The sequence below is a fragment of the Zobellia sp. OII3 genome (assembly GCF_002211465.1).
GTDB classification, from domain to species: Bacteria; Bacteroidota; Bacteroidia; order Flavobacteriales; family Flavobacteriaceae; genus Zobellia; species Zobellia galactanivorans.
Window position 1 is genome coordinate 836,304 of record NZ_MWRZ01000001.1, and the last position, 25,162, is coordinate 861,465.

Below are 25,162 nucleotides of genomic sequence, written 5' to 3' on the forward strand. Positions count from 1 at the left end.
AACCTATGGAAGAACTTAGTATCGTAAACCTGCTATTGGTATTGTTCGCCGCCTGGATCGGAGGAATAGGGGCAAAACGTATGGGCTTCCCCTCCATTTTGGGCGAACTCCTTATCGGGATCGTACTGGGTCCTGCCATACTGGGAATTCTCGATACCTCCGAAGCCCTGAACATTTTGGCCGAAATAGGAATTCTCTTTCTTATGGCCTATATCGGAATGGAAATTAATTTCAAGGATCTGGGCAAGGCCTCATGGGCCGGTCTACTGGCGGCCATTGGTGGGTTTGTAGTGCCTTTTGCCTTGGGCTATTATACCATTTTGGCCTTTGGTGGCACGGAAATAGCCGGCCTCTTCGTCGGTATCGCCGTAGGCGTTACTTCCTTGGCCACAAAAAGCAGGATCTTGGTAGACCTTAAGCTTTTAGATACCCGTATAGCCTATGTGTTAATGGCCGGCGCCCTGATTTCCGATACCTTGGCACTGATTATTTTTGCCGGAATTATCGGTTTTGTCGATGCCGGCAGTATCGATGCCCTTGGTCTGGGCTGGGTGGCGGCCAAGGCCATTCTGTTTTTCGCCTTCTCGGGCCTAACGGGTGTCTACCTATTCCCCCTGATAGGAAAATTACTTACCAAAATCAAACTCACGGGGCGTACGGCCTATTTCAGCATCATGGTCATCATCGTATTGGGTTTTGCCGAATTGGCCGAACTCGCAGGGCTTCACGGGATTTTAGGGGCCTTTATGGGCGGACTCTTTATACGCGACGGCGTCTTTTCAAGACCGGTGCTCAAAGAGGTTACCGGGGTCTTTCACGATATCTCCATCGGTTTCCTGGCCCCCATATTTTTCGTCACGGCCGGTTTTCATGTTACCTTGGAGGTCTTTCAAACCGACCTCGCCCTATTGGTATTGATCATCATAGGTGCCGTTGTGGGTAAAATTTTAGGAACGGCCCTATTTTACCTGCCAAGCGGCTATGGATGGCGCGAAGGACTTACTATCGGTACAGGAATGAACGGAAGGGGCGCCGTAGAGATCATTATTGCCGGTATCGGACTGCAGATGAACATCATTTCCCAAGAGATTTTTTCCATATTGGTGTTTATGGCTATTTCCACAACGCTTACCGTTCCCGTACTACTCACCTGGACCACCAATTGGCTCAGGAAACGGGGCGAACTGGTAAAACAAGATGCCCGAAAAGGCTACTTGGTACTAGGTGCCAACCCCTTGGGCCTGTACATTTCAAAACAACTCGCCCAACAGAGCGAGGTTACCCTTATAGACTCCAATAAAGACCATGTAAACGAAGCCCAAGCACAAGGACTAAAGGCCATATACGGAAACGCACTGAAGGAAGAGGCCTTCGAAACCGCCGACGCCCTTTCGAAACACACCTTTATTGCCCTGACGGGCAACAGTGAAATCAACCTCCTCTCGGCACAATTGGCCTATAATTCGTTTTATATCCCCAATCGAATCGTGCTGATGTCCCCGGTTGAAAACGGGGCCGGCCCCAATCTATTGAACCACATGGAGGCCTCTTCCCTATTTGCCAACAAAACCGATATGGCCGCTTGGTCGTACAAGATTTCGGCCGGTGATTTTGAGGAAAAGGAAGAAAAGGTCGACAAAGAGATGACCCCTAGGGACTGGGTAAAGAAAAACTCAAAAGACAAGGAGGTGCTACCCATATTGATTCTTGATGGGCACGGGGTTAAGCGACCATTTCACTACAACGACACCATCAAACCCGGAGAGCATGTAATCTATATCCAATAATCCGCCTAAGCGGGTATAACGGGCTCGCCAAGCCTTAATCTGCGAAATCGAAAGGCCGTCCGCCATGGGTATCCCATAAAATATAATATTCGGTATTTTTTATGGGATTCCGTTACTTCGGTGTTTCTTTCGATATTTACACATTTGTTGTACTTCATAAACGCTTTTCTTAATTTGCACCCCTTCTGAACCACGATCGATGACACTATATCCCATAGAAACCGGAAACTTTAAGCTCGACGGCGGAGCCATGTTCGGCGTAGTGCCCAAAACTATTTGGCAACGTACCAATCCTGCCGATGCCAACAATCAAATTGACATTGCCGCCCGCAGCCTGCTCATAGAAGAAGGTAATAGGTTGATCCTGGTGGATACCGGTATGGGCCAAAAGCAATCGGAGAAATTCTTTAGCTATTACAACCGATGGGGCAATCATTCCGTTGACGCTTCACTACAGAAATTAGGTTTTCACCGCGATGACATCACCGATGTCTTTTTAACACATTTGCATTTTGACCATTGTGGGGGCTGCATCCAATGGAATAAGGATAGAACGGGTTACGAGCCCGCTTTTAAAAATGCCACATTTTGGACAAACGAAGACCATTGGCTATGGGCAACAAAACCCAATGCCCGTGAAAAGGCCTCTTTTTTAAAGGAAAACCTACTGCCCATGCAAGAGAGCGGGCAGTTAAAGTTTATTGAAAGAACCTCCGACACCTATCAAATGCTTCCTGAACTTGGTTTTAAGGTACATTTTGTAGACGGCCATACCGATAAGCAGATGTTGCCCCATATATCTTATAAAGGAAAGGAATTGGTCTTTGTGGCCGATTTGCTTCCTACGGTCGGGCATATTCCCTTGCCTTATGTCATGGGCTACGACACACGGCCCCTTTTGACCTTGACCGAAAAGGAAGCTTTTTTGAACGATGCCATTGCCAACGACTACTATCTGTTCTTTGAACATGATGCCCATAACGAGATCTGTACCCTAAAGGCTACCGAAAAAGGGGCACGGTTAAACGAAACGTTCCGTTTTGAGTCAATTTATGGCTAATTCACCCCTCGTTTACCCAAGGCTTCAAGTATTTGCTACGGATTATAATCGTATACGAAAACGCATCCGCCCCTGATTCCACTAGCATAGACGAGCTCAATAAATTTGTAAACATGTCTTGGGGGCTCATATTGCCCGCGATAAATTTTATGGGGAGACCGGCAATATTGACCCCATAAAAAAACAATAACCCAGTAAAATTCTCTATAAAAAAATCATAAAAAGATTACGATTGGGTTAAAAAATTGTGCCAAATATTACCTTTGCTAGCAATTCTGTTAAAATAATAATTTGCTTTCCAATGGTAATCCACTTATTTTGATGTATTTGACCCCGAAAAATGGATAAAACAATTAAACACTAAACTTTATATAACTATATGACACCTTTCTTTTCAAGACCCTTATTAGGCTTATCCGCCGGTCTTTTGCTTATGGGCTGTGGTTCAACAGCCTTGGTATCTACCCCAATTGCGAACATTGATACCACTCCCTTAAAAATATCCGATTTAACCGATGCCCAGAAAAAAAACTGGGGCCATCTAGACCTTGTAGCGGATACCATTCCCGGTATGAGTGTTGACAAGGCCTACGCCGAAATCATAAAAAATAAAAAAGGCGAAACGGTCATCGTTGCCGTACTTGATTCTGGCATGGACTTAGACCATGAGGATTTAAAGGACGTTCTATGGACCAACAGAGGCGAAAAAGCCGGTGATGGTATAGACAACGATAAAAATGGATACATCGATGATATCCACGGATATAACTTTTTAGGCGAGTCGTACAACGAACAACTGGAAGCAACCCGTATCGTAAAATTGAAATTGGGCGATGCCTCATTGCAGGCCAAGGCCAAAGCTAAAGTAGACAGCGAATACGCCAAGGCCGGTCAACAAAAACAGCAGTACGAGCAAATCTACCAAGCGGTCAAAAACGCCGATGATGCCGTTAAAAAAGAATTGGGTAAGGAGACCTATACCAAAAAAGACCTTGCCGCTATCGAGCCCAAAGATGAGGCCATGCAGCAGAATATTGGGATCTTGACACAAATGCTCACTTACGAAGACAGCATTCCTGAAGTTTTAGAGCAAATCGAAGGGGGTATCAAGTATTTTTCCGATCAATTGAACTACAACTACAACGTTGATTTCAATGGCCGTGAGGTAGTGGGAGACGATCCCTACGACATTACCGATTTGGGCTATGGAAACGGAAATCCTAAAAACAGGGTAGAAGACGAAAGCCATGGAACGCACGTAGCAGGTATTATCGCCGCCAAGCGCAACAATGGCAAAGGGGCCAACGGAGTGGCCAACAATGTGGCCATTATGAGTATTCGCGCGGTACCTAACGGTGATGAATACGACAAAGATATCGCCTTGGGCATCCGTTATGCGGTAGACAACGGCGCCAAGGTTATTAACGGTAGTTTCGGAAAAGGATTTAGCCCAAAGGCCGAATGGGTTTACGACGCCATTAAATACGCAGCCGACAACGATGTGCTTTTTGTTCATGCCGCCGGTAACGAAGGTGCCGACCTAGACGATCCCGCAAATCCCAACTTTCCGAACGACCAAGTGGACAACGGTCCTGAAATTGCCGATAACGTATTGACCGTAGGCGCATTGTCTTCAAAATACGGATCGGAAATGCTTGCTTCATTCTCAAATTACGGAGCTGTTAATGTTGACGTTTTTGCCCCTGGTGACGAAATCTATTCAACTATGCCCGACAATTCATATGATTTTCAAGGAGGAACCTCAATGGCGGCTCCCGCCGTTGCCGGTGTTGCGGCCTTAATTCGTTCTTACTATCCTAAATTGACCGCTTCCCAAGTAAAACACATTATCATGGAATCTGGTTTGGCTCCAAGGGTAAAGGTGATTTTGGGAGGTGATGCGGCCAAAACCGCAAGCTTGGACAAGGTTTCGACCTCCGGTAAAATCGTAAATGCCTACAACGCCTTGATTATGGCCGATAACGTGGCAAAAGGCAAAATTAAATTATAATTAGTATGAAACACTTCTTTAAAGGAATAGCCGCCGTAATGCTCTTATTGGGGCAAGCGGCGGTTGCGCAAAACGGTTCATATTGGCAACAGCACGTGGATTATACCATGGAAGTTGATATGAACGTTGACAACTTTCAATATACCGGTACACAAAAACTGGTCTATACCAACAACTCCCCAGACGAGCTTAGTCGCGTATACTACCACCTGTTTTTCAACGCATTTCAGCCGGGAAGTGAAATGGACATGCGACTACAGAGCATTCCGGATCCCGACGGTAGAATGACCGATGATCAAAAAAAGAGCCGTATTGCCAGCCTAAAGGAAAGTGAAATCGGTTATTTGCACGTAAACTCGCTCACCCAAGACGGTGTTAAGGTCGATTTTGTGGAAGAGGAAACGATTTTAGTGGTCGAATTGGCCCAACCGATACCTCCTGGCGGAAAGACCACCTTTGAAATGGAATTCAAGGGACAGGTTCCGTTACAGGTCCGAAGGGCCGGAAGAAACAGTGCCGAAGGTGTAGCCCTATCTATGAGCCAATGGTATCCGAAATTAGCCGAATACGATTTTGAAGGATGGCATGCCGACCCCTACATTGCACGTGAATTTCACGGCGTTTGGGGCGATTTTGACGTAAAGCTGACCCTAGACAAAAAGTACGTAGTGGGAGGAACTGGCTACCTGCAAAACCCTCAAGAAATCGGTCACGGCTATGAAGCTCCCGGTACCAAAGTGAAAAAACAGAAAGGCAAGACCCTTACATGGCACTTTAAGGCACCGATGGTACACGATTTTATGTGGGCGGCAGATCCCGATTATATACACGATACCCTTCAAGTAGAAAACGGACCTACGCTTCACTTTTTGTACAAAGACAATAAAGAGATTATAGACAACTGGAAAAAACTTCAGCCCAAAACAGCGGAGCTCATGAAGTTTTTCAACAAGAACATAGGCGAATACCCATACGAGCAGTATTCCGTGATACAAGGCGGTGACGGTGGTATGGAGTACGCCATGGCCACATTGATTACCGGTGAAAGAAAATTTGGAAGCTTGGTCGGGGTTACGGCCCATGAAATGGCACACTCCTGGTTTCAACACATCTTGGCCTCCAACGAATCGAAACACGAATGGATGGACGAAGGCTTTACCACCTTTATCTCTTCCTTGGCCATGAACGAAGTCATGCAAGAGAACAAGGAAAATCCTTTTGAAGGTACCTACAAAGGCTATTACAGCATGGTAAATTCCGGTAAGGAACAACCCCAGACCACCCATGCCGATCGTTACGACCTCAACTTTGCCTACGGAATAGCCGCTTACAGCAAAGGGTCTATTTTCTTATCACAATTGGGCTATGTTATCGGTCAGGATAAATTGATGGAAACCCTTCGCAAATATTATGAAGATTTCAAGTTCAAGCATCCCACACCCAACGATATCAAACGTACCGCCGAAAAAGTCTCGGGCATGGAACTCGATTGGTATCTAACCGACTGGACACAGACGACCAACACCATAGATTACGGTATTACCGATGTTAAGGACAAGGAGGGCAAAACCGAAGTTTCCCTGATCCGTAAAGGGGCCATGCCTATGCCTATAGATATCCTAGTGATATATGAAGATGGAACAAAAGAGATCTTTTACGCGCCATTGCGGATGATGCGTGGGGAAAAGGAAAATCCTTATCCACAAATAAACCGTACGGTATTAGAAGATTGGCCATGGGCGCAGTCCAACTACAGCTTCACTTTCGACAAACCGCTTGAAAACGTAAAAGCAGTAGTGATCGACCCTTCACAATTAATGGCCGATATCGACTTGGAAGACAATGTTTGGCAAAAAACGCCATAATATACACTACTTTCCATTTCAAGAATTAAATTTGTAATCGCCCCCTCTTCCCAGGGGGCGACTTTTTAAACATAGGTAGATGTCGAACTTCACTTTCCCAAAAAAAGAAAAGCTGAAAAGCAAAAAGCTTATCGAACGCTTGTTCGCCGAGGGGAAGTCCGTTTCCGTCTATCCGATAAAACTCATATACCTACCCACCCCTTTTAACGATGAAGTCCGTTTTAAGGCCGGTATGGCCGTACCTAAAAAGAACTTTAAAAGTGCCGTGAAACGCAATCGCATCAAGCGCTTATTACGTGAAAGTTACCGTTTGAACAAACCCGACATTCTTAACAATACGGAAGGCTCTTTTGCGTTTTTATTTTTATACCTTGGTAAAGATATGCCTTCATATGCCTCTACCGAGCGAAGCATGAAAGCCTTGCTTCAACGGTTTGTAGCTAAAAATGAATCGTAAAAGGCGTCCAAACAACAAGAATTTATGGGTTTTAAGAACCAAAACCCTCACAAACGACAAGTAACATGAAAAAATTTTTCGGCAAAAAACTGCTGGTTTCCACCTTTGCCGTGCTTATTCTGGTAATAGGTAGTGGGTTTGTAAAAAGTGATTTCTTCGAGATTGCCAAACAAATCGAAATTTTCACTACCCTCTTTAAAGAGCTTAACATGAACTATGTAGACGAGACTAACCCTGCAGAGTTGATGGATACGGCTATAAAGAACATGTTAGACGACCTCGATCCCTACACCAAATTTCTAAACGAACAAGACGTAGAGACCTACCGTATCAACAATGCGGGGGAATACTCGGGAATAGGCGCCCTAGTACGCTCGTTCAAAGACCGACTATTGATCATAGAGCCGTATAAGGGCTACCCTGCCGACAAAGCCGGACTCAAGGCCGGTGATGAAATTATCAAGATCGGCGCCATTAAGGTTTCCGATTTTGACGATAACGCCAGCGAGCTTCTAAAAGGGGCCAACAATACTTCGGTCGAAGTTACCTTTAAAAGACAGGGCGAGACCAAGGTGGCCACCATAACACGTGCCGCCGTTGAAGTAGATGCGGTACCCTTCTATAAGATGGTAGATGACAAAACCGGCTATATCGTTCTTTCTAAATTCAACGCCAAGGCTTCAAGCGAAACCAAGGCCGCCCTTTTAGACCTCAAGGGTAAAGGTGCCGAAAAAATTATATTGGACCTTAGGGACAACCCCGGAGGATTGCTTTCCGAAGCCATCAATGTCACCAATCTCTTCGTTGACAAAGGGGAATTGATCGTGACCACCAAATCAAAGGTCAAAAAATTCAATAGGGAATACAAGACGAAGAACAAGCCTGTGGATATGGAAATCCCCTTGGTAGTACTCGTAAACGGAAGTAGTGCCTCGGCGAGTGAAATCGTTTCGGGCGGACTCCAAGATCTTGACCGTGCCGTGATCATGGGAGCCCGTAGCTTTGGAAAAGGCTTGGTACAGCGCCCCTTGAAACTGACCTATGGCACCCAACTAAAGGTCACTATTAGCCGCTATTACACCCCTTCGGGAAGATGCATCCAATCGCTTGATTATTGGAACAGGGACAAGGACGGCAACGCCGTTAAAAAAACCGATATTCATGATTTTACCACCCGAAACGGACGCAAGGTTCAAGATGGTGGCGGTGTACTGCCCGATATTGAAATAGCCGCTACAAAGGCCAACGAATTGACCATGGCCCTCTTGCAAAACAACGTCATCTTCGACTATGCCACTAAATATTTCTACGAGCACCAAGTGAACGATGTAAACACGTTCAAATTTTCCGATAGCGACTATCAGGACTTTAAAAACTTCGTCTCGAAAAGCGATTTTTCCTTTGAGACCAAGACCGAAAAAACCCTGAAGACGGCCATGACCAACCGCGAAGAGGTTATTTTTAACGACGCCATAGAAAACGATTTTAAAAAGCTTTTGCTCGATATTGAAAAAAGCAAGATCACGGCCTTGGAAGACTACCAAAACGAAATAAAGAACAAGCTGGAAGATGAAATCGTCAAACGCTATTTCTACCGCGAAGGTCTTTACGACTATTACCTTAAGAACGATGAGGCCATCTTGGCCGCTACCGAACTTTTGAGTAACGAAAGTAAATATTGGAGCATCTTAAAATAATTGTACTCCAAATCATTCGACCATGGCCTTGAACAAGATCCACCATATTGCGATCATCTGCTCCGACTATCAAAAATCAAAGCATTTTTATGTAGATATTCTAGGCCTGGAGATTCTTAGCGAAGTATTTAGGGAAGCAAGGCAGTCGTACAAATTAGACCTCGCCCTCAATGGGGAGTACATCATTGAACTCTTTTCCTTTCCCGACCCGCCAAAACGTCCTTCTAGGCCCGAGGCCCAAGGTTTGCGCCACTTGGCCTTTGAGGTAGACGATGTTGCCCAGGAAAGTAAAAGGCTGTCAGACCAAGGCATAAGCGTCGAGCCCATCAGAACCGACGAATTTACTGGTCGTAAATTCACCTTCTTTGCCGATCCCGATGGACTTCCCCTTGAACTGTACGAAAAATAATTTCTGAAATATCAGGGTTTCAGGTTCTTGATCTTGATATTCCTGAAATCTATAGGCTGCCCTTCACTCTGTAAGGCAATCATTCCCTCTTTTAACAGCTTACCATCAATTTTTACCTTGGGGTCATAACCCTCTACCGTACCCCCGCCGATCTGAGGTTTTGTATATTCTAAAACCACTTCCCCATTTATAATGTGCGTTACCAAAGAATCGCCCCTTACGATCAATTCGGCCTTTACCCATTGGTCTCCGTAATAGGTTTTGGAAGAAGAGCTCAAACAGTGGCTCGGGTAGAGTTCGCCCTGATAAACGATTTCAGTGCCCGGCGAGCACATATTGCCCGTTGGCCTTTCTTCGCCCTCATTCACACCACCCAAAAATTGCATCTCAACGGATATGGGCCAGTTCTGCTCCTTTAACATGGTACGCGGATCCTGTGAATGGTACATGACCCCACTGTTCATCACGGTAAAAACCGGTGCACCCGGATGCAGCTCCCCTACAAAACGATATTCAAGGGAAAGGTGAAAATACGAGTAGGGCTTGTCATAATACAAATGCCCGAACCTATCGTTAAAATCACCGTCGTATTTATCATAACGTACCTTGATCATACCGTCTTCGGCCCGAAAGGTATCACCAAAATTATCGCCGGTTTCGTAATGGTGTATTTTGGTGGTCCATCCATCCAAATTTTTTCCGTTGAACATATCTTCCCAGCCCCCGTCGGTAACCGTTGTTTTAGTAGAGTTACAGGCCATTAGGGCCATACAAGAAATAAAAAGGGCAATTTTAGTGCGATTCATAGTATGCGTATTGAGTAAAATTATATTTGAGATATGAGTTTTAAACTTTAAAGTAGACCTTGTGCTTGTCTAAAAAGTAGGTAATGTACCAAAAGATGTACAGTACAAACAAGGCGTTGATGACCATAATGACTTTTTCTGAAACCCCAATGGGCGCCAACAGGCCTTCCGTCCAAATTGTTCCAAAGCCCCGAAACCATTGTGCCCCTACCGTTTCGGCGAATAGGTAGATAAAAATGGAATTAGTGCCTACTACCGAGAAAATTTTCAGCCAATTTTTTTGATGTCCTTTTATGTCGATAAGCCAGTAGAAAAGGCTTAGGGTCAAAATGGCGATGCCTCCCGATGCCAAGGTAAAAGAGCTAGTAGCAATACGTTTAACTATCGGTGTGATGCCGACAAAATCCATAGCAAACCCAAGAACCACCAAAACCGCTCCCCAAATCAAAAAAGGTTTGATCTTTTGGGTTGAAGGGATGTGCGACAATAAGACCTTTCCGCAAATAACCCCCCAAATGGTATGTGCCGCCGTCGGTATAAAGTTTACGAACACCCAATAGCCATCATTTACCTGCCCCATGACCAGCATATCGACATACGCACCAAAACTCTCATGGTTCTGCACATAGGGCGCTTCAGGGTTATAAGCGCGATACAACACTTCGGTAAGCACAAGCAACCCCACAGATATGCCTATCTGTGTCTTATTCGAAAGGTTCATTACCGCATAGGCGATCAAGATGGTGAAGGCCAACTGTACCAACACGTTCCACAGTTCCCAAACCAAGGCATGACTGTATACGCAATGCAGGAGCGCCCCGAAGGCGAACAGTAAAAAACAACGCCGTAAAATGTGTTTGGTCACCCCTTTTTTATCTCCCGAGGCCAGTCGTTTTCGCAAAGAGAAGGGCATGGCCACCCCTACGATAAACATAAAAAAGGGCTGGATCAAATCCCAAAACCGGAGTCCGTTCCACGGATGGTGGTGCAATTGATCTGCTAAGCCGGAAAAGGCCGTGCCTTCGGTCAATTCAGAAAAGTTATGGTGAAAACCTGCTGCTTCCGCAATCAATAGAAACATGGTAAGACCTCTAAAAACATCCAAGGAAAAAAGACGCTTCGATACATTTTCGGCTAATTGAGACATAGGCTGGTCGGATCAAGTTAGAATTTCACCCTCAGGGGAATATTTTGCCCTAACGTGATAAATCGGGACTCTTGGGTTGAAATTTGCCCTAATTTAGAAAAAATAATACCATTGTCATTTACTAATTGCTGCTATCTTGCTAAGGTCTAATTTTATATACCTTCATTTTCATGGTAAAACCGTTCGCTTATTTGCTGAAAATAGCCTCAGTACTTCCCGTTTTGTTTTCCTTGGTCTCGGTAAACCTACTCTCATCTCAATCGGCCCATACGCTTTGGTTCGACCGACCGGCCGAACATTTTGAGGAAACCTTGGTTCTGGGCAACGGAAAGGCCGGTGCTTCTATCTTTGGAGGTGTTGCCACAGATTCCATTTATTTGAACGATGCCACCCTGTGGAGCGGCGAACCCGTAGACCCGTATATGAATCCGGAAGCGTACAAAAACCTTCCCGCCATTCGCGAGGCCCTAAAAAACGAGAATTACAAACTGGCAGATTCCTTGCAAAGCAAATTACAGGGGAGTTTCTCACAATCATACATGCCCTTGGGTACGGTATACCTCAATTTTGAACACAAAAACCAGCCCCAATCCTATCACCGCCAGCTTGAACTCGAAAAAGCACTGTCTACGGTGACCTACAAGGTCGATGGCGTCACTTTTACGCGCGAATACTTTATTTCACATGCCGACCAAGCCATGGTCATTCGGCTAAAGAGCAGTAAAAAAGGGGCCCTTAATTTTAATATCGGATTCAACAGTTTGCTCAAATATGAGCTTGCCACCAATGGCCCTACCTTAGAAGTGAACGGCTATGCCCCCTATCACGTAGAGCCCAGTTATCGCGGAAAAATGCCCAATCCGGTGCAATTTGACCCGAATAGGGGCACGCGTTTTACCTCACTCTTCAGAATAAAGCACACTGATGGAAAACTCATCGGCACGGACAATACGGTAGCCCTAAAAGACGCCACCGAAGCTGTTGTTTATGTTTCCATAGCCACGAGTTTTAACGGATTTGACAAAAACCCGGCCACCGAAGGTCTCGACCATAAAGCAATGGCAAGTTCACAACTCTCCAAAGCTAGTTCAAAGCCTTTTGACGCCTTGTTTGAAGCCCACCTGAAAGACCATCAAAAATACTTTAACCGGGTGCATTTAGACCTTGGAAAAAGCACTGCGGAAGACTTGCCTACCGACGAGCGCCTAAAACGCTACGCAAAAGGGGAGGAAGACAAAAACCTTGAAGTGCTCTATTTTCAATATGGACGATATTTGTTGATTTCAAGCTCTAGAACACCGAATGTACCTGCCAATTTACAAGGGATTTGGAACCCCTACATCAGACCGCCATGGAGCAGTAACTACACCCTCAATATCAATGCCGAGGAAAACTATTGGTTGGCCGAAAATGCCAATCTTTCCGAAATGCACCAGCCTATGCTGGGCTTTATAGAAAATATAGCCCAAACAGGGAAAATTACCGCGAAGACCTTTTACGGTGCCGGTGGATGGGCCGCATGCCATAATTCGGATATTTGGGCGATGAGCAACCCTGTGGGCGATTTTGGTCAAGGCGGAATCAACTGGGCCAATTGGAATATGGGCGGAACATGGTTAAGCTCGCATTTATGGGAACACTACACTTTTTCCCAAGACTTGGATTTTCTAAAAAACAGAGCTTATCCCCTCCTGAAGGGAGCTGCTGAATTTTGTTTGGAGTGGCTCGTAGAAGATAAAGATGGAAACTTGGTGACTTCGCCCGGAACATCACCAGAAAATAAGTTCATCACCCCAGACGGATATCAAGGCGCTACCTTGTACGGTTCCACATCGGACCTTGCCATGATCAGAGAATGCTTTCAACAGACCATAGCCGCCTCTGAAACCTTAAAAACCGACGCAGCGTTCAGGACCCAGCTGGAAAAGGCCCTGGCCAAGCTCTATCCCTATCAAGTGGGAAAAAAAGGTAATTTACAGGAATGGTACCACGATTGGGAAGACGTAGACCCCAAGCATCGTCATCAATCACACTTGTACGGCCTTTACCCAGGGCATCATATCAGTCCGGAAAAAACTCCCGAATTAGCGGATGCTACAAGGGCCACTTTGAACATTAAGGGCGACGAAACTACGGGGTGGTCAAAAGGATGGCGTATTAATCTTTGGGCCCGCTTGCTCGACGGAAACCGTGCATACAAACAATATCGTGAGCTGCTACGTTATGTGGCCCCAGATGGTGTAAGGGCTTCCTATGAAAAAGGAGGCGGAACTTATCCGAACCTGTTTGATGCACACCCCCCTTTCCAAATCGACGGGAATTTTGGTGGTGCCGCTGCGGTAGTGGAAATGTTGGTACAGTCCACTTTGCAAGAGATTCGCCTTTTACCCGCTTTGCCCGATGTTTGGGCCAATGGTTCCGTCGAGGGCTTGAAAGCGCGTGGAAATTTTGAAGTGGCCATTACTTGGAACAACAAAGTGCCTACCCAGGTAAAAATACATTCCGTTACCGGAGGGTCTACTGTTTTAAAGCACGGCACAAAGCAGAAGAAACTTACTTTAAAACCCAATGAAACCGTAGAATTCAATTGGTAACAATCTAGTTTTCAGTTTTTGACTACATTTAGGGGAGCTATACTTTCTTCTAGATGTCTTTAAAAAAATTAGTTTTACCCGTGTTGTGCACTGTTTTGGGAAGCGTGCTTTTCAGTTGTCGATCAGACACCGAAAAAGGGCAGGCCCATAAGGCCTATACGACTTGGTCGTCGTATCTGGGCGACCCGGGTCGTAGCCACTACACTACGCTATCCCAAATAAACAAGGAAAATGTCAAAGACCTAAAAGTGGCCTGGACCTATGAAGCCAAGGATTGGGGCCAGATGCAGATGAACCCCTTGGTCGTAGACAGTATCTTGTACGGGGTTACCGCAGCGCTACGGGTAGTGGCCCTAAATGCCGAAACAGGCAAGGAAATTTGGCAGTTTGGCGATTCCATACAAGTGTGGCACTCTACCAGCAGGGGGGTGTCGTATTGGGAAGAGGGCGATGACAAACGGATCCTTTGTACCCGCGGACCCCATCTCTATGCCTTGGATGCCCTTACGGGAAAGCCTGTACCCACTTTTGGCGATAAGGGCAAAATCGACCTGCGTTCGGGAATGCCCGAAAGCGCACGGGAAAAGTTTGTAATATCCAACACCCCCGGAAGCATCTTCAAAAACCTTATTGTAATGCCGCTTCGGCTCTCCGAAGGCGCTGGGGCCGCTCCGGGAAACCTTATGGCCTTCAACGTAATTACAGGGGCCGTGGAATGGGTTTTCCATACCATTCCGCATCCTGGGGAGGAAGGCTATGATACTTGGGAAGAAAACGCCTATCGAAGCGACGAGGTCGGTGCGGCAAATAATTGGGCCGGTATGGCCGTAGACAAGGAACTCGAAATTATCTATGCCCCTATAGGTTCCGCCGCCCCCGATTTTTACGGGGGAGCCCGCAAAGGAAGTAACCTCTATTCCGACGGCCTGCTCGCCTTGGATGCAAATACGGGCCAAAGGCTATGGCACTTTCAATTTACCCATCACGACCTCTGGGACCGCGACCCCCCTGCCCCGCCCAATCTTTTAACGGTAGAGCGGGAAGGGAAAAAAATTGCCGCCGTCGCCCAAGTGACCAAACAAGGCTATGTGTACGTATTTGACCGAAAAACGGGCGAACCCCTTTTTGATATCGAAGAAGTGCCTGTACCGGCCTCCACTTTGAAAGGAGAAGAAGCATGGCCTAGCCAACCCATACCCGTAAAACCAAAACCCTTTGCACGACAATCTACCGACATCACCGAAAACAATGTGAGTCCCTATGCCGAAAACCCCGATTCGCTCAGGGCCATTTTACGAAAACTGGACAAGCGCATCTATGCCCCGCCAAGTTTGGAGCCCACCTTGCTCTTGCCCGGTTACGACGGAGCGGCGGAATGGGGCGGAACGGCGGCAGACCCCGAAGAAGGGATTATTTACGTGAATTCAAACGAGATGCCCTGGATCATGCAAATGGGCCTAAACGACACCAAGCTAGAAACCCTGCCCTTGGGCGAGGCTACCTATACCCAATATTGCGTAAGCTGCCATCAAGAAGATAGAAAAGGACTGGCCGCGAGCGGATTTCCTTCATTGGTAGATATTGAACTCCGTAAATCGGCAGATGAGGTTGCTTTGATTATTACCCATGGTAAAGGTATGATGACGGGTTTTCCCCAATTGAAGCCAAAGGAAAAAGACGCCCTTATCCGTTTTTTGTTCAACCAGGAAATCAAACATAACCTTGCGGAAAACACGAATGCCGAAAAAGGATACCGCACGCCCTACAAACATATGGGCTACAACAAATTTTTGGATAAAAACGGCCTGCCGGCCCTAAATCCCCCATGGGGAACGATGCACGCCATCGATTTAAATACCGGAGAGTATATATGGTCCATTGCCTTAGGCGAATCTCCCGAACTCCTAAAAAAAGGCATCACCGGGACAGGAACCGAGAACTACGGCGGGCCCGTGGTTACGGAAAACGGACTCCTATTTATAGCCGCTACGCGCGATGGTTATTTTAGGGTTTTCGACAAACATACGGGAGTCAAGTTATGGGAATACCAACTGCCCGCCCCGGCCTTTGCCACCCCGGCGATGTACGAAGTAAACGGAAAACAATTTATTGCCCTGGCCTGTGGGGGCGAAAAATTGGGAACGAAAAAGGGAAATACGATCATCGCTTTTGCCTTGGAGTAATATCCGGGGTATGACGTCCCCTTTGAAAGACGAGAAATTATACGGATGTGCCACAAGCCTGAAGCTTGCTCCAACGGCGCAAATCAATCGATAGTATTAACTTAGCGGCGTGGATAAGCACCTAAAGGAACATATCGCGTATTTGCTCTGTGTGAATATTGACCGGATTCAATCCGTTTCCGGAGGTGATATTTCAGAGGCCTATCTCCTAGAAACCGAAACGGAGCGTTTCTTTTGTAAAATCAATCATGGGAAAAACGGTTATGAGCTGTTCAAGGCCGAAAAATTGGGCTTGGAGGCTATTGCCCAATCCAAAACCATAGGCGTACCGAAGATTCTACTCTGTGAGTCCCTTGAAAAAGGCGGGTTTTTGGTAATGGACTATATCGAACCCAAACGCCCCACAGAAACCGACTTTGAACTTTTGGGCCATCAACTGGCGGCCCTACATCACCATACGACCCAAAACGAATTTGGATTTTCTACCGACAACTTTATCGGCAACCTCATCCAATCTAATTCAAACCACATGCAATGGGGCGAATTTTATGTGCAGGAACGACTTATGCCCCAATTGCAACTGGCAAAAGAAACGGGTAAGCTAAATGATGGCGAAATCCCTACAGAAGACAAGCTGCTGCAATCTTGTCAAAATCTATTTCCAAACGCAAAACCTTCTTTGCTGCATGGTGATTTATGGAGCGGAAATTACTTGATCTCACAAAACGGAACTCCCTATTTAATAGATCCGGCGGTGTATTACGGCCATCACGAAGTAGATTTGGCCATGACCCGGCTCTTTGGAGGTTTTGGCCCTTCTTTCTATAGTGCCTATCAAGAACATTTTAGGCCTGTAGGCCATGAAAACGAAAGGAACGACCTCTACCAACTCTACTATCTCTTAGTACACCTCAACCTTTTTGAAAGCTCGTACAAAGCCTCCGTTACGCAAATATTGCAGCGGTATTTTAAATAAATCCCCCCTTTGAAAAGGAGTGCCCGAAGGGCGGAGGATGTTTCTTTACATCCGAAAAGATAAAAATATGGGGAGTGAATATTGAGTAAATACATGGCGAACGTAAAAGGAGCTTTGGGCAATACATTCGGAGGTAGTATAACATCCCGCAAAGATTCTGTTGTTTAAGAGAGTAACACCACTACTACCCCGCCAAAAACACAGAAAAGATTCGGTCAACCAATAATCGATAAGACGTTTTTCCTAAAGAAAAAGGCTTCTGAATTTGTATTTTGACGAATACAGTTATAATTCATCTTAGTTTAAATAGGAAAACTGTACTTTAAATTCAGAAAATAAAGAGATAAATTAATGAGTTTTCTTGCTAAACTATTTATCAACAGTCGGATAATTAATGTATTGGATACGAATATACAGTTTTACCAACAAGTTGATTCCGATAATTTTAAACCTGCATCCTTGCCAATGGGAGGGGTATTCAGCCTTACGATAGAAGCTGACGGCGCCACAGATCTCTTAGGTCTTGCCCTTTCACCCGACACCATGTGTGAGGGGTATATACGTTTTTACAAAAGGGGTGGTATGGCCAAGTTGGTGGATTATGAATTTTTTGACACGTATATAGTAAACTATCGACGAAATTATGATGGAACTTGCGGTAAGGTTACCACTGATCAATATGTTTTTTCTCCTGGAATCCTGCGTATTGGAGATATGGTCTTCGAAAAATGGTGGAAATTATCTGATTTGGCAATAAAAGACGAGCAGGTTCAAATTGCCGAACCAAAGACGGTACCCACCATTAAAGATTACTATATAACGGATAAAGATGGTAATCGCATAGAGAAGTCAAGGATAGGGGAAACGATTACCTTGAATATAATTACCCAAGATATGATTGGGGAAACCATGACGATTGGTTTGAACGACCCTACTGTAGATTTTATGTATAAAGGAGTGGTTTTAGAGAACGATACATTAAAAGATTTGACCATTTCAAAAAATAAAGAAAAAATCGAATTGGAAGTAGTAAGACAAAAGCTAAAGTAATGGGAAAGAATTCGTTTAAGCTAGAAGTAATGGGCCAAACCAAAACTTTGGACGTTATAGTGAATGATATAAGATTCTTTGCGATCTTAGAAAGACCGGATGACTATTCTGGAGAATTTGGTTTTGATTGGATGCGTTCAGATTATAAAAATAGTTGCGCCGATTATGATAAGTTGAAGAATGAATATACGCCTACTGAAATTGAGGGCGAGGAATATTTCGTGCCTTGGTTGAGTATGTTTCCCAATCAAGAAGGTGTTAAGCTTAAACTTGTTCTGATCGAACCGGAAAACCATACTAACATAGGTACGCCTACAGAAGACGATATTATAAAGTTCAAGGCAAAAAGTGGTATCCGATTTGAGCCTGAACAAATGACCTTACAGGATACCAAAGATAACGATGTTATCACTGTCTTTTGTGATCAGCCCTTAACTAATGACGTAAGTATAGACATTTTAAACAGGGATGATGAAATTGTTGGTAAATTGAATGTTTATAAAAATGCGCACCATAAAAAATTGCATTTTAATATTACTCCAGTGCGTGTATTAAGAAAAGGAATAGCTGCTAACGACGCCAAAACTATAGAGGACACAATAGATGGTGTAAATGGCTTTGGGAATAAGAATAGTAACATAGAAGGCGATTTACAAAATTTGGAAACATATCTAAACAAGCGATCGTTGAACCAAGCCCTATTACAATGTACCATTGGCAAAGTTTATGATATAGTCATCGATGAAAATAAATGGATAGCCGATGACCTTATTTTAGATGAAGGGTGCATATTTAAAGGAGATGCTGTTCTTGATAAATTGTTTGAAGAATTTCAAAAACAACACCCTAATAAAGCGAACAAAAAGGATATGGTCGTTTTCTTAAATCCATTAAAAAAAGAAGATGCAGGCGGAGAAGGCAATTTAAGGGATGTGGATGCCAGACAGCTGGCTATTTATCTCTCAAATTTAAATTCTCTTACTACTTTTGCGCATGAAATTGCCCACTTTGCTGGCTTAGAGCATTCTTTTAAAGGGAGTGATGATGTTCCTGAAACTGATATTCATGCAATGAATGAATACATTATAGCTGTTGATAATCAAATGAATTCTATGTTAGCAAACAACGATCCTAAAAATGAAATATCGGAGCTATGGCGATATTATCAGGAAGATTATGCTAAGTATCGAGGCTATTTAAATTCGCACTATCGAAACCCTTATAAATTTGATAAGAAAAGTACTGAAAATCTGATGGACTATTCAGATGACCGTATAAGCTTTTGGAAGTTTCAATGGAAGGTATTGCAGGAAGAAGTCTTAAAGTTTTACGCTAATCCATAAATATGAGATATTTATTACTTGTTTATTTCAGTACAATGACGTTGTTGTCTGCCCAAAAAAAAATGGAACCAATAACTACTCCTATCGGTTCCCTCGATATAATTGCAAAAAATGTTGATGGTAAATTGAAATATTGTTCCCCAAAAGGAAAGGCTCTAAGGGGGAAATATTCTATATCGATTCGAAAAGAAAAAGAGAGAAAGCAAGATTATGACGGGGAAGGAAATGATATTCCCAACACTCCTTTCAAAGGGCTGAAAACCGATTTTAATCAACTCGGGTCTTTTGTAAAAGGTTATAAAAATGGTCTTTGGAAAACCACCTTCAAGAATAAATTGATAAAGACAGAAAACTTCAAGAATGGCCTTTTGTTCGGAGTATATAAGGTTTATGATACCAATGGAAACATGCTCTATAATACCAATTTTGGACTAAACGGGGATGGCAGATTTAAAGATTTCTATTATAAATCAGGCATTCTAAGGGAAGAAGGCAGTTATAAAAACGGTAAAAAGGAAGGGGAATGGTGTTACTATGATGAAACAGGGCAATCAAAAACCGTTAAGCACTATAAAGAAGGTGTTCTACAAGAAAAGTAAATTGTCCCCCGCTAGCACGAACATCATGCCCGTGTTAAGTAAAAAACACCCCTTTGAAGGCAGTTCCCGAAGGGCGGGTAGTTCCTTTGAAGACGAATAGACAAAACCATGGGGAGTGTTAAACACATCACCAAGAGAATATTAAGAAAGAACCCGCTATTTTAAGCAAGGGTTTCGCTACGAACGTAAATTATTTTTTCAATCCCTATTATTTCTTAATTTCTTAATTTCCGTAATATTTTAATATCTACATTAGCATCTTTTTTTGGGTGGCCCTATTATCTATTTAAAAGGGTCGAAAAAAAGTAATTAAAATCTATAAACTGTAGAATGAAAAGGTATATATCACTTCTGTCTTTATTTGTAATTGTGGTTTTATCAGTGGCTTGTAACAAAGATGATGATCATGAAGAGGCCTTACGAAGCACAGTATATCAACTTGAAGCCACGGAAGGTTTCAATGTTACCGGTACAGTAACCTTTACGGAAGGAGATGATGGCACGACAAACGTATTGGTAAAATTAGTCGATTCCAATACGGATGAACATCCTGCTTACATTAGGTACAGTAGTGGTGATGAAAAAGATAATATTGCTATCACGCTCAAAAAATGTACGTGTTCCGTTGGAGAAACCGTTGTTTCAAAATTAGATAACGGAGAACCTATTGATTATGATGGACTGCTCCAATTGGACGCTTATGTAAGTATTCATCAGAGCCTTGAAGATATGGAAACCATTGTTTCTACAGTTAAAATTGGGACGGGCCATTAAGCTTCTATTTCATACCTGCTCATACCGCCCGCTAAGGCACGCCTCATACTGGTGCTAAGTAAAACCATCCATAGCCATTGGCACAAGCATGATGCTTGCGCCAGCATCATGCTCGTGCCCATAACGAACATTAATCCTTAAAAACAGGGTTTTTAACCAAACTAATTAAGGCATCATCATTTTCCTTTAAGATGCGTTTTGAGCGTAGATAACGGTCGTGGTTGAACTCGTCATAGTTATCGGCATTTTTATCCATACTGCTAATGCGTACCATCTCCGAGGCGTGAATAAATTCATTATTGCCGATCCACATACCTACATGTACTACTTTTTCAGGGGACGAATCCGTTGCTTTTTTTCCAAAGAACAACAAATCGCCTTTTTGTAGCTTATCAAAATTCTTTACAGAATCAACGGCTTTACCTGTATGTACCTGCTGTGAAGCATCTCTGGGAATGACCATTCCGTTAAGGAAAAAGATAGTTTTGGTAAAACCGCTACAGTCCATTCCCTTAGTCGAGGTCCCTCCCCATAAATACGGCACCCCCATTAGGGTTTTTGAGGTGGCGACAAGGCTTTCTTGGGTAGGTTCCAACTTTTCCAACCAGCTTTGGTACGGTTCCGATTCTTCTTTGCTTACAACAGCTTTTCTTCCATCGGGATATTGCACTTCAAAAAATTCTTCGGTCTCCCCTATCATTTCCAAAATATCACCGGCAACCAAGTCGGAAACCCGTTGTTCCTCCTCGGCATCCTGATAGGAATATCCTGCCGTTGCGGTATAAATAAGTTTGTCCTTGCTTTTCCAGTTTTCAGCCTGGCTTTTATCCATCAGAACAATTCCCCCTGCATCGACCCAAGACAGATATTTATCGGGAGTTTGAATATAATACCAGTCATCGTCTTTCTTAAAAACCTTTACCGGGGTACCCAAGGTAGCCTGTGTGGCCAATTCTGCAGAATGTTTGGGCTTGCTCCTAAGATTGGCCACCGAGATATTGACAACGGCCCATGTCTTTTTCCCGAGTTCCTTTGAAGGCAATATTTCTATGGCATCGGTATAGGTAATGTTTTCTGCCTTTAAGGTGGCCCTTAATTTCCCTATAGCTTCCGGCAGGTTGCTTTCTCCTTTTAATATATATTTTTCGGTATCGGTAAAAACGTGTACATCAAAAAGTGCGGTTCTTTTATCCGGTGCATATTCCTCCCGTATTTCAGAAATGGTCTTTAAAAGTTTGGCTTCCTTCTTGCTTTTTTCGGTACAGGAAACCAAAAACAATACTAAAAAACCAATGATCAAACCACCTATCTTATATCCCTTCATTCTTAAATTTATTATCATTTTTTCGTTGCATTAGAGGCTATTTTGAAACAGTCTCTTCGTGAAATTATGTAATTTTATCGCAAATGAGCAAACTCAAGGCAATAGAACTTTTTGCAGGGGTCGGGGGATTCCGCCTCGGACTCGAAAAAACCGGACAATACGAGGTGGTCTGGAGCAACCAATGGGAACCTTCTACAAAAACGCAACATGCCTCTATCGTTTATGAGGCCCGCTTCGGTAAGGCGAACCATTGCAACAAAGATATAGCCGAAGTACCTACCGACGCCATTCCCGATGCCGACCTTTTGGTTGGTGGTTTTCCCTGCCAAGATTACTCGGTAGCGACCACTTTACAAAATTCTAAAGGGCTGATCGGTAAAAAAGGGGTCCTCTGGTGGAGCATACACCGCATATTGTCTGAAAAGAAAAACCCACCCAAGTACTTATTTCTTGAAAATGTAGACCGCCTGTTAAAATCACCTTCCGCCCAACGTGGCCGTGATTTTGCCATTATGTTGAAAAGTTTGGACGACCTGGGCTATGCCGTCGAATGGCGCGTGATAAACGCTGCGGATTATGGTATGCCCCAACGCCGTAGACGTATTTTTTTCTTGGGCTACCACAAATCAACCCCCCTTTATAATGCCCTTAAAAAATCGGATGCCGCCGATTGGGTACATACATCGGGAACGATGCCCGCTGCTTTTCCCGTTCAACAAACGGTACAAAAGCCCACCTCCTTCGAAATCGAGGGAGATTTGGTACATATTTCGGAGAATTTTAATTTGGGAGAAGGACTTTCCCCTTTTCAAAACTCTGGGGTATTTATCGACGGAAAGGTCTTTACCGTAAAAACGGCACCTAGCTACGATGGCAAACGTACCGTTTTGGGCGATGTGCTTCAAAACGGGGAAGTCACCGAAGCCTTTTTCATTCCCGAAGAGGACTATCCTAAATGGGAATACTTAAAAGGGGCCAAAAAGGAAGTACGAACGGCCAAATCAGGTTTTACTTATAACTACAGCGAAGGGGGAATGATATTTCCCGATGCATTGGACAATGCTTCAAGGACGATCATTACCGGAGAGGGCGGAAAATCGCCTTCTCGTTTCAAGCATGTGGTACAGACCAAAAAGGGATTGAGACGCTTAACGCCCATAGAACTCGAACGCCTGAATATGTTTCCTGACAATCACACCCTTTTAGAGGGCATAAGCGATACCAAACGGGCTTTTTTTATGGGCAATGCCCTGGTTGTCGGCGTTGTTGAAAAAATAGCCGAAGCCCTAGCGGATAAAATTGAAGTTTAATCCCTTAAAAATTACATCCATCAATGTAATATGTCCACTCAGAGTAATTTCAAATCGGATCTAGAGCGGGAACAAAGGCTTTATATTTTACTGGACCGCTATTACAAACACTACCTTAAACATTACACTTTTGAGCGGGTAAGCGATCTAAGACGCCAATTGAAAGGTATAGACCTCATCTTTACGCATAAAACCAATGGAAAGCAATTTTTTATAGACGAAAAGGCACAGCTCGATTATGTCAATGAAAACCTGCCCACCTTTGCCTTTGAACTGAGTTATGAAAAGAAAGGTTCATTAAAGAAAGGTTGGTTATTCGATACCTCAAAGAAAACGGATTTCTATGCTTTGATTACTTCTATTTATGCCGATGCCCCGAACACTTTTACCTCATGTAAAATCACCTTGGTAAACCGGCAAAAACTCATTGCCCTTTTGAAACGCCGTTCCATTACCGCGGCCTCCATAAAAAAGTATGCCTTATTGCGCCAAAAGCTGCACGGCAAAATAAAACTGGATATGCTACACCATAGAAGCGAAGGATATCTATTTTCGTCAACCAAAAACAAGGCGGAAAGGCCTTTAAACCTTATTTTGAAACTCGATTTTTTAGAGGAATCCGGTGTGGCCAAAAGACTGGCCTAAAACTTTTACAGACCGCTTGGTCGGTAAATTGGGCAAACACATGAATATATACAGCAGTATAGGTTTACACCGATTGAAAGCTTCTTTTTATCGGTTGAGAATCTTCTATTTCCCAAGCGGACCAATCGCTAACAGACTATTTGGTCGGTTTTGACAAATAGTACTATAAAAATTGATAAGTGGTCTTAAGCTCTTAAAATGCTGTTAATCAATACTAAAAACTTGTTTTTGTGCAAAATTTTACTATCTTATCCTTTATGGTAACAACAGAAAAGTCAGAAAACAAGGAATTTTTAGAGAAGTCGATCAATCATCTCGAAGCTACCGGCTTTGAAGATATTAAAGCGGATATAGAGGGGTACGAAACTCCTAAATCCTATGTTAGAAAAGGAAGCGATTCAAAGATTACACCAGATATCGTAGCCCTTAAGAACGGTAGAAAATATTACTTTGAAATTAGCCTTAAATCATCTAAACCAAGACTCTTAAAAACCAAATGGCTTTTCTTGGATACTTTAAGTCGAATGAACTCGAACCGGTTCCGTATCATTACCACCAAGGGACACTACAAGTTCACCGATAATATGTTGGAAGATATCAACCTTACCAACAAAGAACCTATTCGTATTTAATCGTACATTTTGTAATTATAAAAATAAAAGGTCCGTATAAACGGGCCTTACTTATTTCTGATCATTGCAATATGGGGTATACCATCTTCGAGATAACCATCGCCTATTTGATTGAAACCTAAGGTGTGATAAAAGCGTTCAAGGTACAATTGTGCCGATACCTTTATACGCCTTTCCTTAAAATGATCTTCTATGGCATGTATTGAAGCCTTAACGATTTCTTTTCCGTAGCCGTATTTTCTTTCTGAAGCCTTGACCACTACCCTACCGATACTGGCCTCTTCAAAATAATCCCCCCCTTTAAAAATACGTGTATACGCTACAATTTCATTGTTTCTCTTTCCTATGACGTGCAGGGCCTTCTGGTCTTTGCCGTCGATATCCAAATACACGCAATCTTGTTCAACAACGAATATTTCGCTTCTTATCTTAAGTAGCTCATAAAGCTCCGTTGTCGTTAGTTCTTCAAACGATTTTATATGTATTTTCATTC

The 25,162-nt window shown here is 43.7% G+C and carries 21 protein-coding genes; 17 read left to right on the forward strand and 4 right to left on the reverse strand.

Features of this window, described 5'->3' with window-relative positions:
- Positions 1 to 5: 5 nt before the first annotated feature.
- The 7 genes from B4Q04_RS03505 (at position 6) to B4Q04_RS03540 (ending at position 9,286) form a co-directional block, all read left to right on the forward strand.
- Positions 6 to 1,787 carry a cation:proton antiporter gene (locus tag B4Q04_RS03505; protein WP_088696008.1) on the forward strand — a complete coding sequence of 594 codons (1,782 nt, stop codon included), beginning with the start codon at positions 6 to 8 and terminating at the stop codon, positions 1,785 to 1,787.
- A 199-nt stretch (positions 1,788 to 1,986) separates the two neighbouring features.
- The gene (locus B4Q04_RS03510) at positions 1,987 to 2,847 is read left to right on the forward strand and encodes an MBL fold metallo-hydrolase (RefSeq protein ID WP_088696009.1); all 861 of its coding nucleotides are present in this window, start codon (positions 1,987 to 1,989) and stop codon (positions 2,845 to 2,847) included.
- A 379-nt stretch (positions 2,848 to 3,226) separates the two neighbouring features.
- Entirely contained in the window at positions 3,227 to 4,858 is a 1,632-nt protein-coding gene (locus B4Q04_RS03520) for a S8 family peptidase (RefSeq protein WP_088696011.1), read from the forward strand.
- A gap of 5 nt (positions 4,859 to 4,863) precedes the next feature.
- On the forward strand, positions 4,864 to 6,723 hold the full coding sequence (locus B4Q04_RS03525; protein WP_088696012.1) for a M1 family metallopeptidase: 1,860 nt from the start codon (positions 4,864 to 4,866) through the stop codon (positions 6,721 to 6,723).
- Between the two features lie 79 nt (positions 6,724 to 6,802).
- Entirely contained in the window at positions 6,803 to 7,180 is a 378-nt protein-coding gene (gene rnpA, locus B4Q04_RS03530) for a ribonuclease P protein component (RefSeq protein ID WP_013993042.1), read from the forward strand.
- A gap of 65 nt (positions 7,181 to 7,245) precedes the next feature.
- Positions 7,246 to 8,877: a S41 family peptidase gene (locus B4Q04_RS03535; protein WP_013993043.1), complete on the forward strand. Its 1,632-nt coding sequence runs from the start codon at positions 7,246 to 7,248 to the stop codon at positions 8,875 to 8,877.
- 22 nt (positions 8,878 to 8,899) lie between these two features.
- Entirely contained in the window at positions 8,900 to 9,286 is a 387-nt protein-coding gene (locus B4Q04_RS03540) for a VOC family protein (protein ID WP_013993044.1), read from the forward strand.
- Positions 9,287 to 9,297: 11 nt separating this feature from the next.
- On the opposite strand, the gene B4Q04_RS03545 is transcribed toward B4Q04_RS03540, so the two are convergent.
- Complete coding sequence (locus tag B4Q04_RS03545; RefSeq protein WP_013993045.1) at positions 9,298 to 10,092, reverse strand: DUF1080 domain-containing protein; 795 nt, start codon at positions 10,090 to 10,092, stop codon at positions 9,298 to 9,300.
- 40 nt (positions 10,093 to 10,132) lie between these two features.
- Entirely contained in the window at positions 10,133 to 11,239 is a 1,107-nt protein-coding gene (locus B4Q04_RS03550) for an acyltransferase family protein (RefSeq protein WP_236630961.1), read from the reverse strand.
- A 170-nt stretch (positions 11,240 to 11,409) separates the two neighbouring features.
- Between B4Q04_RS03550 and B4Q04_RS03555 the strand changes: the two genes are divergently transcribed.
- The 7 genes from B4Q04_RS03555 to B4Q04_RS03585 all read left to right on the forward strand — a co-directional run bounded on the left by B4Q04_RS03555 (position 11,410) and on the right by B4Q04_RS03585 (position 20,758).
- Positions 11,410 to 13,833 carry a glycosyl hydrolase family 95 catalytic domain-containing protein gene (locus B4Q04_RS03555; protein WP_088696013.1) on the forward strand — a complete coding sequence of 808 codons (2,424 nt, stop codon included), beginning with the start codon at positions 11,410 to 11,412 and terminating at the stop codon, positions 13,831 to 13,833.
- A 53-nt stretch (positions 13,834 to 13,886) separates the two neighbouring features.
- A complete protein-coding gene (locus tag B4Q04_RS03560; RefSeq protein WP_088696014.1) occupies positions 13,887 to 16,016 on the forward strand; it encodes a pyrroloquinoline quinone-dependent dehydrogenase in 2,130 nt (709 codons plus the stop codon).
- Between the two features lie 109 nt (positions 16,017 to 16,125).
- Positions 16,126 to 16,992, forward strand: coding sequence for a fructosamine kinase family protein (locus B4Q04_RS03565; protein ID WP_088696015.1), 867 nt, complete (start codon positions 16,126 to 16,128; stop codon positions 16,990 to 16,992).
- A gap of 351 nt (positions 16,993 to 17,343) precedes the next feature.
- A complete protein-coding gene (gene tssD / locus B4Q04_RS03570) occupies positions 17,344 to 18,042 on the forward strand; it encodes a type VI secretion system tube protein TssD (protein WP_013993050.1) in 699 nt (232 codons plus the stop codon).
- Positions 18,042 to 19,385 (forward strand): hypothetical protein, encoded by a 1,344-nt coding sequence (locus tag B4Q04_RS03575; protein WP_088696016.1) that lies wholly within the window; start codon positions 18,042 to 18,044, stop codon positions 19,383 to 19,385. Before tssD ends, B4Q04_RS03575 begins: the two co-directional genes overlap by 1 nt.
- Positions 19,386 to 19,447: 62 nt before the next feature.
- Positions 19,448 to 19,984, forward strand: coding sequence for a toxin-antitoxin system YwqK family antitoxin (locus B4Q04_RS03580; RefSeq protein WP_123772325.1), 537 nt, complete (start codon positions 19,448 to 19,450; stop codon positions 19,982 to 19,984).
- 369 nt (positions 19,985 to 20,353) lie between these two features.
- The gene (locus tag B4Q04_RS03585; RefSeq protein WP_123772326.1) at positions 20,354 to 20,758 is read left to right on the forward strand and encodes a hypothetical protein; all 405 of its coding nucleotides are present in this window, start codon (positions 20,354 to 20,356) and stop codon (positions 20,756 to 20,758) included.
- Positions 20,759 to 20,888: 130 nt separating this feature from the next.
- Here B4Q04_RS03585 and B4Q04_RS03590 read toward each other — a convergent pair whose 3' ends face one another.
- Positions 20,889 to 22,082 (reverse strand): C40 family peptidase, encoded by a 1,194-nt coding sequence (locus B4Q04_RS03590; protein WP_088696019.1) that lies wholly within the window; start codon positions 22,080 to 22,082, stop codon positions 20,889 to 20,891.
- Between the two features lie 83 nt (positions 22,083 to 22,165).
- Between B4Q04_RS03590 and dcm the strand changes: the two genes are divergently transcribed.
- The 3 genes from dcm to B4Q04_RS03605 all read left to right on the forward strand — a co-directional run bounded on the left by dcm (position 22,166) and on the right by B4Q04_RS03605 (position 24,669).
- Complete coding sequence (gene dcm / locus B4Q04_RS03595; RefSeq protein WP_013993055.1) at positions 22,166 to 23,392, forward strand: DNA (cytosine-5-)-methyltransferase; 1,227 nt, start codon at positions 22,166 to 22,168, stop codon at positions 23,390 to 23,392.
- Positions 23,393 to 23,422: 30 nt separating this feature from the next.
- On the forward strand, positions 23,423 to 24,037 hold the full coding sequence (locus tag B4Q04_RS03600) for a hypothetical protein (RefSeq protein ID WP_088696020.1): 615 nt from the start codon (positions 23,423 to 23,425) through the stop codon (positions 24,035 to 24,037).
- A 257-nt stretch (positions 24,038 to 24,294) separates the two neighbouring features.
- Complete coding sequence (locus B4Q04_RS03605) at positions 24,295 to 24,669, forward strand: hypothetical protein (protein WP_013993057.1); 375 nt, start codon at positions 24,295 to 24,297, stop codon at positions 24,667 to 24,669.
- A gap of 47 nt (positions 24,670 to 24,716) precedes the next feature.
- On the opposite strand, the gene B4Q04_RS03610 is transcribed toward B4Q04_RS03605, so the two are convergent.
- Complete coding sequence (locus B4Q04_RS03610) at positions 24,717 to 25,160, reverse strand: GNAT family N-acetyltransferase (RefSeq protein WP_013993058.1); 444 nt, start codon at positions 25,158 to 25,160, stop codon at positions 24,717 to 24,719.
- Positions 25,161 to 25,162 lie beyond the last annotated feature (2 nt).